The organism is Clostridium sp. ZBS2, from assembly GCF_023845855.1.
GTDB lineage: Bacteria > Bacillota > Clostridia > Clostridiales > Clostridiaceae > Clostridium > Clostridium aquiflavi.
This window is the reverse complement of record NZ_JAMQIF010000024.1, coordinates 1-9814: the sequence shown is the minus strand read 5'-3', so window position 1 is coordinate 9814 and position 9814 is coordinate 1. Positions and strand designations below refer to the sequence as shown.

General features: G+C 26.5%; 9 protein-coding genes. 8 read left to right on the top strand and 1 reads right to left on the bottom strand.

The annotated features are described in order from the left end of the window. From NG918_RS14170 to NG918_RS14145, 6 genes are all read left to right on the top strand, one after another. A partial coding sequence (locus tag NG918_RS14170; protein WP_502801314.1) for a ferritin family protein occupies positions 1-144 on the top strand: 144 nt, incomplete at its 5' end. Between the two features lie 284 nt (positions 145-428). Beyond that, positions 429-962, top strand: a complete 534-nt coding sequence (locus NG918_RS14165; RefSeq protein WP_502800128.1) for a biotin transporter BioY — start codon at positions 429-431, stop codon at positions 960-962. A 324-nt stretch (positions 963-1286) separates the two neighbouring features. After that, positions 1287-2450, top strand: coding sequence for a coiled-coil domain-containing protein (locus tag NG918_RS14160; protein ID WP_252213685.1), 1164 nt, complete (start codon positions 1287-1289; stop codon positions 2448-2450). A gap of 18 nt (positions 2451-2468) precedes the next feature. Then, positions 2469-3917: an HlyD family secretion protein gene (locus tag NG918_RS14155; protein ID WP_252226743.1), complete on the top strand. Its 1449-nt coding sequence runs from the start codon at positions 2469-2471 to the stop codon at positions 3915-3917. Next, positions 3907-4644, top strand: coding sequence for an ABC transporter ATP-binding protein (locus tag NG918_RS14150; protein WP_286674011.1), 738 nt, complete (start codon positions 3907-3909; stop codon positions 4642-4644). The genes NG918_RS14155 and NG918_RS14150 overlap by 11 nt, the downstream gene beginning before the upstream one ends. After that, the gene (locus NG918_RS14145) at positions 4635-5906 is read left to right on the top strand and encodes an ABC transporter permease (RefSeq protein ID WP_252213681.1); all 1272 of its coding nucleotides are present in this window, start codon (positions 4635-4637) and stop codon (positions 5904-5906) included. Before NG918_RS14150 ends, NG918_RS14145 begins: the two co-directional genes overlap by 10 nt. Before the next feature lie 158 nt (positions 5907-6064). Here the strand turns inward: NG918_RS14145 and NG918_RS14140 are convergent, their stop codons facing one another. Then, positions 6065-7120 carry a serine hydrolase gene (locus NG918_RS14140; protein WP_252213679.1) on the bottom strand — a complete coding sequence of 352 codons (1056 nt, stop codon included), beginning with the start codon at positions 7118-7120 and terminating at the stop codon, positions 6065-6067. Positions 7121-7340: 220 nt separating this feature from the next. On the opposite strand from NG918_RS14140, the gene NG918_RS14135 reads away from it, so the two are divergent. Together NG918_RS14135 and NG918_RS14130 are read left to right on the top strand one after the other, a co-directional pair. Then, entirely contained in the window at positions 7341-7559 is a 219-nt protein-coding gene (locus tag NG918_RS14135) for a DEAD/DEAH box helicase (RefSeq protein ID WP_252213677.1), read from the top strand. A 201-nt stretch (positions 7560-7760) separates the two neighbouring features. Next, on the top strand, positions 7761-9497 hold the full coding sequence (locus tag NG918_RS14130) for an oleate hydratase (protein WP_252213675.1): 1737 nt from the start codon (positions 7761-7763) through the stop codon (positions 9495-9497). The last annotated feature ends 317 nt before the right edge of the window (positions 9498-9814 follow it).

Here is a 9814-nt window from a genome sequence, read left to right as displayed (position 1 = left end):
GCATGTCAAGGAAAGAAAGACTTAGCAACACTAGCTAAACAATTAAATTTAGATGCAATCCATGATACAGTACACGAAATGTGTAAAGATGAAGCTAGACATGGAAGAGCATTTAAAGGATTATTAGATAGATATTTTGCATAATATAGTGATTAATTATATTATTGCTTAAAATTTAACTTAAATTATCCCTAAATCCAATATTATAAATAATATTTATTTACTGAAAGTAGGTATATGGAAATTTATCCATATACCTATTTTTAGATTTAATACCTAAAACATCATTTGTATATTTTTAATTAATAAAGTGTGACATAGCCTTTTGTTTTTTTATAAATTTATTGTAAACTTATATTGATAATATAGTTGACAATTGAAAAGCCATAATTATATAATATAAGAAACTATTAAGGGGGGAAAAAGTTATATCTAGTAAATTAATATTAAAGGATCAAATTGTATGTGCAATGTTTGCTGTTATTACAGCTATATGCGCTCAAATTTCAATACCATTTTTTCAAGTTCCGTTTACAATGCAGGTCTTTGCAATTGTACTCTCAGCAGTTATTCTTGGGTATAAAAAGGCGTTTATATCACAAATAATATACATATTATTAGGGGCAATTGGGTTACCTGTTTTTGCAGGCTTTAAAGGAGGAATTCAAGCACTTTTAGGACCAACAGGTGGATATATTACTTCATTTTTATTAATGGTATTAATTATTGGATATTTTTCAGAAAAGTATAATGATAATTATTTTATTATTAGCTTTTCAGGCACATTAGGAATTATAATTTGTTATATTATAGGCACAGCTCAATTAGCGTTTATTTTAAATATAACATTTTCAGGTGCTTTAAAAATAGGGGTTTTACCTTTCGTTATTTTTGATTTAGCAAAGATATTTTTAGGAATATTTTTAGGGATTAATATAAAAAAGAGAATATATATAATATAAAAATATATGAACATATTTTAAAATAGTAGCGGTATATGCCATTTTACCCATTGTATATATCAACACATATTAAAAACATAGCCAAGTATAAAGATGATTTCTGAATAAATAGGAATCATCTTTTTTAAATTCTAAAGTTATATCATGGTTATATTAGGAAAAAGTCAATAAAAACTAAAAAATAATATTATCTTAAGGTTTATTTAAAGATTTATTTAATAGATTGAATATATACTAAATTATGTGTAAAAATATAAATTTTTACCTTGTATAAGAAAAGATTTAATGTAAAATATTTTAATTTATTTTAGGGGGAATAAAATTTTGAAACGAATAACTGGAATTTTACTAGTATTGTTTGTATTTATGAATCAAATAAGTGTACAAGCAGCAACACGGGAAAATATGCAACTTTCTATGGAAAATATAGAAGAAATTATAACTGAGTATAGTCCTGATTTAAAAATAATGAAGAATAATTTAAAAAAAGATAAAGAAAAGTATAAAGATATTTTAGATGAAATTGATGATAAAGAAAGCGAAATCAGTAGACTAGAAAATGATATTAGTAATTATAAAAATGTAGTTAAGCCTCAAGAGATAGCTGAATCTTCAGAGAGTAAAAAGGAAGATAAAGAAATTAAATTGAATGAGGATCTAAGGAGTGCCAAAAAAGAATTAGATTCATTAAAAGATGAAAAGCAAGCAGCAAAGCACAATTTAAAAGTATCTAATATAAGATATGAAAAGGATTTACAAGGCTTAATTGAATCAGCACAAAGACAGTATATACAATATGTAGACACATTATTAAAAAAAGAATTAAAGCAATATGAAACTAATTTTAAAAATAAACAAGTAGAAATAAATAATATAAAGTATGGTAATGGATTTATATCTAAAAAAGAGTATGAGAAAAACTTAGATGATATTACTGACTTTAATAATGAGCTAAAAGAAATACAGGTTAAAGAAAAAAACGAGTTAAAAGATCTATTATTTTCTTTAGGGGTTCCAAGTAATACAGGTATAAAAGTTGATACTAATATAAAAGGTGATCTTGATAAAATATCTAAAATAAATTTTGAAGAAGATTTAGATGATATGTTACTAAATAATATAGACCTAAAAATAAAAGATATGGAAAATCATAAAGCAAAAGATGACTCAGATATAAGTGATTATGAAATTAAAAATAATAAAATTTCATTAAGGCAGGAAGAAGAAAAAGTTAAAATAGAATTTCAAAAAAGATATAATAATCTTATTCTTTCAAGCAACTTGTTAAAAGCAAGCAATGATAAATTAAGTAGAACTCAAGATGATGCTTTAATAATGCAAACTAAATATAATTATGGATTTGCATCAAAGAAACAAGTGGATGAGTTAGAAGTTGGTTTAAATAATAAAAATCAAGATTTTATATCACAAGTAAATAATTTATACATGGATTATTTAAGCTATATGAAAATGAAAGATGGATATTAGAGTGGAGTGGTATAAATTATGAATAAAATAGAAATAAAAAATTTAAGTCCTAAAAATATTATTTCAAAAGTGAAAAATTCTAAAAAACGTATGAGTAAAAAAAAGATGGTTATGTTAATTGTAGCTATTCTAGTTATTGTAGGAATTGCATTTAAGATGTTTTTTTCTAAACCTCCTAATGTACAAGCTCAAAATACTATTCTTAACAAAGCTAATATTGTTAATAGTATTAATGTTTTAGGTGAAGTAAAAAGTGAAAATTCTACAAATGTTTATACAAATTCAGGTAATATAGTCAAAGAAGTTAAGGTTAAAGTTGGAGATGAAGTTAAGACTGGAGATGTTCTAGCTATATTAGATACTGAAAAATTAAAAGAGGAAATAGAGCAATTAACAGAAACTTTGAGTGCTTCTGAGGCGAATGGTAAGTTAGATCTTGATAGTAAAAAAAGAGCATATGACAATATAGTTTACATAAATGAGAATAATCTTAATACAGATCTTATAAATGCAAACTCAATGTTAGAAACAGCCAAAATGACTTTAGAAGATGCAGAAAGATTATATCAATATAACAAGACAATTTTAGGCTATGGAGAGATATCTAATCAGGAATTTAAAAAATCAGAAAATGATTATAATAAAGCTAAAGATGATTATAACAAAGCTAATGTTGAGTTGGAAAATTCGAAACTAAAAATACAAGAAGATTTAAAAAATGCACAAAATAGCTATGAAAGCGCTAAAATAGCTTATGAAAATAAAAGTGAACGTGTTGCACTTGAAAATAAAAAGAAAGAATTAGATGAATGCACAATTAAAGCTTCAGTAGATGGAACTATCACTACTGTTAATGCAACTGTAGGAAGCCCAAGCACAGGAACATTATTTAAAATAGAAGATTTAAACAATTTGGTTATAAAAGCATCAATAAAGGAAGTCGACATTGCTAATATAAAAGTTGGTCAAAAAACTATAATAAAAACAGATGCAACGGATGATTTAGAACTTTTAGGAGAAATAAGTGAAATAAGTCCTACAGCTAAAGTTGATGAACCTACTGTAGCTACTGGTAATTCTACATCTAATAGTGGAGATGTTATTTTTGAAGCTAAAGTAAAAATTAATGAGATGAATGAAAATATAAAGATAGGAATGAAAGCAAAATTAAATATTATTTTGGAAGAAAAAAATGATGTTTATGCAATTCCTCATGAGAGCATAATTGAAAATGAAAATGGTCTAAGTATATATGTAGCTGAAGCACAAGAAGATAATAAATATATTATTAAAGAATTAGCTATAAATAAGGGTATGGAATCAGATTTTAATGTTGAAATCTATGGAGATGAACTACAAGATGGAATGAAAGTACTTTCTGAACCAAGCAATTATACTGTTGGAAGTATAGTTGAACTAGGTGGAGGAATGGCTGAGCCTGTTGGAGGTGAGGTTATTGAGCAATAATATAATTGAAATGAATAATATTGTAAAGAGCTTCTATATAGGAACTGAGAATCAATTAGATATTTTAAAAAACATTGATATAAATGTAAAAAAAGGCGAATTTATATCAATAGTAGGGGCTTCTGGATCTGGTAAAAGTACTTTAATGAACATTATAGGAGCTTTGGACAGACCTACATCTGGAACTTATATATTAGATAGTACTAATATAAATGATATATCAGACAATGGATTATCAGAAATACGTAATAAAAAAATAGGTTTTGTATTTCAAACATTTAATTTAATACCAAGAAGTAGTGCACTTAAAAATGTTGAGTTACCAATGCTTTATGCAGGAGTGGATAAAAAGATTAGAATAGAACGTGCTAAAAAACTTTTAGAGCTTGTAGGAATGGAAGATAGAATTAATCATCTTCCAAATGAGCTTTCTGGTGGTCAGAAGCAAAGAGTGGCAATAGCTAGAGCTTTAGTTAATGATCCAAGTATAATACTTGCTGATGAACCTACAGGAGCATTAGATTCAGAAACTGGAAGATTAGTTATGGATTTATTTCATAAAGTACATGAAACAGAAGGAAAGACTATTGTATTTATAACTCATAATTATGAATTAGCATTAGAAACTGAAAGAATTATAACGTTGAAGGATGGAAAGATAATATCTGATGACTATAATAAGAATTATTCTAAGAAATTTCCAGATGGTGAAAAGTTATGTTTATAAAAGAAAATATAATGCTTGCCATAGCTGGAATCAAATCAAACAAGATGCGTTCTATTCTTACGATGCTTGGAATAATTATTGGAATTTCTTCTGTTATAGGAATAGTATCAATTGGTAATGCCATAACTTCATCTTTAACAAGTACATTAGCTAGCAATGGAGCAACAAATATAGATGTTTCCATCTCTCCTAAGAGTGAAGGAGAAGATGGAATGAGCTATGATTCAAATGCATGGGATAAAATGACAGAAGAAGATTGCTTTTCATTAGAACAGATTGATGAATTTAAAGAAAGATTTAGCAATGACATTGATAGTATAAGTGTATCTGAACATGGCGGATCAGGAAAAGCAAAAGAAGGATATTCATATGCTAATGTAAGTATTATGGGTGTAAATGACGGGTATAAAGATGCCAAAAATATAAAGCTATTAAAAGGTAGATTTATAAATGATAAGGATGTAAAAGGAAAGAGAAAACTTGCCGTTGTATCTGATAAATTTGTAAATAATATATTTAAAAAAAATATAGATCCCTTAGGAAAAGAGATTAAGGTATATGTAGGAGATGATATTAAAAGTTATGTAGTTGTAGGTGTATATAAATTTGAAGCATCACCTTTTGATGGAGGTAGTAGATCATCTGAAAAAGATATGCAAACTAATTTATATATTCCAGTAACTACATCTAAAGAATCTGCTAAGAACAAAAATTATTCATATTTTACTGTAAAGCCAAAGGCAGATGCTGATATAATGAAATTAACAAATGATTTTAGTAAATATTTTAAAAATCTATATAAAAATAATAAAAACTGGACAGTTCAGGTTCGTAATATGGAAAGTGAGCTAAAAGAAATGACTTCAGCTCTTGGAAAAGTATCTTTGGCTATTTCGGTCATAGCAGCAATATCATTACTTGTTGGTGGTATTGGAGTAATGAATATAATGCTAGTGTCTGTTACAGAGAGAACAAAAGAAATAGGTACTAGAAAAGCATTAGGTGCAAAAAGTTCTCATATAAAAATGCAGTTTATAGTAGAATCAGCTATAATATGTGCAATAGGTGGGACAATAGGAATAGTGTTAGGTATAGGGATGGGAATTATTACATCTTTAGTTTTAAAATCGCCAGTTGTTATATCTGTTCCTACAATATTAATTAGTTTTACGTTTTCTATGTTTATTGGAGTGTTCTTTGGATATTATCCAGCTAATAAAGCTGCGAAACTTGATCCAATTGAGGCACTAAGATATGAATAGATGTTAGTTGAAAGTTGATAGTGGAAAGTGGAGAGTTAAGGAAAAAATTCCTTATTGGAATTTTGAAATTATATTTTTAGAAAGTCTTAAAGATTTTCAACCAAAACTTTTAATTCTCAACTCTCCATTCTTAACTAAAAAAGGTGGCGTAGCCACCTTTAATTTATTATGCGATTATTAACTTGATAATTATAAATTGTCTTTGAAATCTGAGCTATTTTTTCTTCAGCATTTTCTAAATCTTTTGTATAAATTATAAATATGTAAGGGTTGTCTGGAAATACTATTGCTATATCATGTATGTATTCATTACTAGAACCTACTTTATGAGCAACTATGTTATGAGGGATATATTTATCTATTCTATCATGATAATCAGTAGATTTTAAAACATCAATTAAATGAGAGTAAGTTACATCACTTTTATTGTCATAAATATGCTTTAAAATTCTGAATTCAGTTTCTGGAGTAGTTATATTTTCATTATATGGTATTGAAATATTAAACATTTCATTAATTTCTTTTCTAACTTGATCATGTCCACCTAAATATGAACCAATCATATTAGTAGCAATATTATCGGAATTAATTATAGATAAATCTAATAATTCACTAATTGGAGTAGGAGGAATGTCACATAAATTTTGAAGTATTCCTGTCCCTTCTTCATAATCATCCTCTTTATAATCTAATTTTTTATTAAGTAAATTTTTATCTGTCTTATTTTTTTCATATGTCAATACATTTAATTTAACTTTATAAGTACTTGCAGCAATGAAAGTATTACTTTTATTAAGCTCAATATATTTATTATAGTTTAAATCATAGTATATAAATCCAACACGATCGCTATCAGATCCTAAATAAAAAAGGATTCTATCCTCAAGATTATATTTACTATCATTTAAAATTTTCAATTTTTCATTATCACTTAAAGTTTCATTAAATAAATCTTTGTTTATTTTAGTGCCAGTAATTAGTTTAGTAGGTTCAACAGTTTTAACATTTTCAATATTTTCTGTATTGGAGCTATGAGAATTATCACTATCAATATGAACTTTATCATAATTTTCATTATCTTCATTTGATTCAATGTTTTTAGCTTGTACTATGTCCTCGGATTGTTGTGGAAAATAATAAACGCAAAAAAACAATGTGATAATTAATACAGTTAAAATTAAAAATGTTACAAAATAATCCTTTAAAATCCTCATATTTTATCTCCTAATAAAAATGTTTCTTGTAAAAATTGTATGAAATATATAAAATGATGTCAATAAATTTTTTGATATTAACAATGATAGGAAGTAATATTAATAATATAGTAATAATTGAGTTACCACATTTAGTATAATATAACAACAAACGAAAATATCTTATAGTCTTGCTTAATTACATAAATTATATACTAAATTTATAATAAGGAGTGATATTGTGAATAAATATTCTAATTATTCTTTAAAATTAATTAATAAAATAAGTGAGGCAAAAGAAATAAGTTATTATGAACTTAAAAAGATTTTTTCAAAATATGAAAATGAAAAAGACGATAAAATGAATAAGAAATTTGATTTAGATATAGAATTAGAAAAGTTAGAAGAAAAAGGATTAGTAGCACAAGAAGATGGTATGATAATTTTTGAGGATGTTTAAAAAATATAATGTAATAAATGTTAATGTTATTTAAGCTATAAAAATACTTAAATTTTTTATAGCTTAAATTTTTTATTCTACAAATAAAAATAAGTTATAATTAAATTATAATAGAATTTGTATAATTGTAATTTAATTGGATTAAAATATAATATTGATAAAATAATAAATAAGTTAAAAATGAAAGTTGAGGAATGTTATATGGGTAAGAAGATGAAAAAAAATAAGAATGTCAATATATTACTTACTTTAGGTGCAATAACAGGAGTAGCAACAGCAGCAACTTTAGGATTAAATAAAGTTAAAAATAAAGCTAAAAATAAAATTTTTACAGAATCATTTGAATATATGAATAATGAAGGCAAAGATGTGTACTTTGTAGGTGGAGGTTTAGCTTCATTAGCTGGTGCAGCTTATCTTATAAGAGATTGCAATTTTGAAGGTGAAAATATTCATATTATAGAGGGTATGAAAATACTTGGGGGTAGTAATGATGGTGGAGGTAATCCAGTTAATGGATTTATATGTCGTGGTGGAAGAATGCTCAATGAAGAAACATATGAAAACTTTTGGGATCTATTTTCGAGTATTCCATCATTAGAGTTTCCAGGAAAAAGCGTTACTGAGGAAATTTTAAATTTTGATCATTTACATCCAACACATGCACAAGCTAGGTTAGTTGATAAAGATGGTGTAATACAAGATACAAAGAGTATGGGATTTAATAATGCTGATCGTATGGCACTTGGAAAATTAATGGCAACTCCAGAAGAAAAATTAGATGATATGACTATTGAGGAATGGTTTGAACATACACCACATTTCTTTGAAACAAATTTTTGGTATATGTGGCAAACAACATTTGCATTCCAAAAGTGGTCTAGTTTATTTGAATTTAAACGCTATATGGAACGCATGATATTTGAATTTTCACGTATTGAAACTTTAGAAGGAGTAACTCGTACAACATACAATCAATATGAATCAGTTATTATGCCATTAAAATCTTATTTAGAAGACTTTGGAGTAGATTTTAGTATTAATGCAACAGTAACAGATCTGGATTTTAAAGAAGGAGAAGAGATTACAGTTACTGCAATACACATAAAAGATTCGGAAGGAGAAAAAATAATTGAATTAAAAGATGATGATGTATGTATTATGACTAATGGTTGTATGACTGATAATGCAACATTAGGAGATTACAATACACCAGCAGAGTATAAAATAGATAACCCAATGTCGGCTGAACTTTGGGAAAAAATAGCTAAAAAGAAAATTGGACTTGGAAATCCTGAACCATTTTTTAAATATCCAGAGAAAACTAATTGGGAAAGCTTTACTGTAACTTGTAAAGGAAATAAATTATTAAAACTTATAGAGCAATTTTCTGGAAATATTCCAGGTAGTGGAGCATTAATGACTTTTAAAGATTCAAGTTGGCTAATGAGCATAGTTATAGCTGCTCAACCACACTTCAAAAATCAACCACTTGATACTACTATTTTCTGGGGATATGGATTGTACACTGATAGAGAAGGAGATTATGTAAAGAAACCTATGCGTGAGTGTACTGGAGAAGAAATCTTAATAGAGTTATTACATCATTTGCATTTTGAAGATAAAATTGATGAGATAAAAGAATCTATAGTTAATGTTATTCCTTGCATGATGCCATATATAGATTCACAATTTCAACCACGCAAGATGAGTGATCGTCCTAAAGTTGTACCTAATGGCTCAACAAATTTTGCAATGATTAGTCAATTTGTTGAAATACCAGGAGATATGGTGTTTACAGAAGAGTACTCTGTACGTGCAGCTAGGATAGCAGTATATACTTTATTTAATATAAAGCATAAAAAAATTTGTCCAATAACACAATATAAAAAAGATCCAAGAATATTAAAGCAAGCATTAAAAAAATCTTATAGTTAAATTTAGCTCTACTTTAAAATAATTATATATTTAAATGATAAAATATTAAGATATGTTTTAAATATGTGTGGATATATTTTGCGTATACATATATCCACACTTTGCTAAAACATAGCTTTTAGAACAAAATCGCTAAGGCGACTTTGGAGCCGTCGATTTTTTTAGCCATGCGCCCTTTCCAAACGCAGTGCAGGAATAATGGTGCGGCATATGATTATTTTTTATTCTTTAGGGGTACTCATAATACCTTTAAAACACATTATTTTAAAAGTTATCCACAAATTTTTTAATAATATAAATTCCTAAAGAATTAAAAA

What these genes read in the sequence shown, in the direction of transcription:
- NG918_RS14155 (WP_252226743.1), top strand. Translation starts at nt 2,469, where the DNA reads ATGAATAAAATAGAAATAAAAAATTTAAGTCCTAAAAATATTATTTCA.
- NG918_RS14145 (WP_252213681.1), top strand. Translation starts at nt 4,635, where the DNA reads ATGTTTATAAAAGAAAATATAATGCTTGCCATAGCTGGAATCAAATCA.
- NG918_RS14140 (WP_252213679.1), bottom strand. Translation starts at nt 7,120, where the DNA reads ATGAGGATTTTAAAGGATTATTTTGTAACATTTTTAATTTTAACTGTA.
- NG918_RS14130 (WP_252213675.1), top strand. Translation starts at nt 7,761, where the DNA reads ATGGGTAAGAAGATGAAAAAAAATAAGAATGTCAATATATTACTTACT.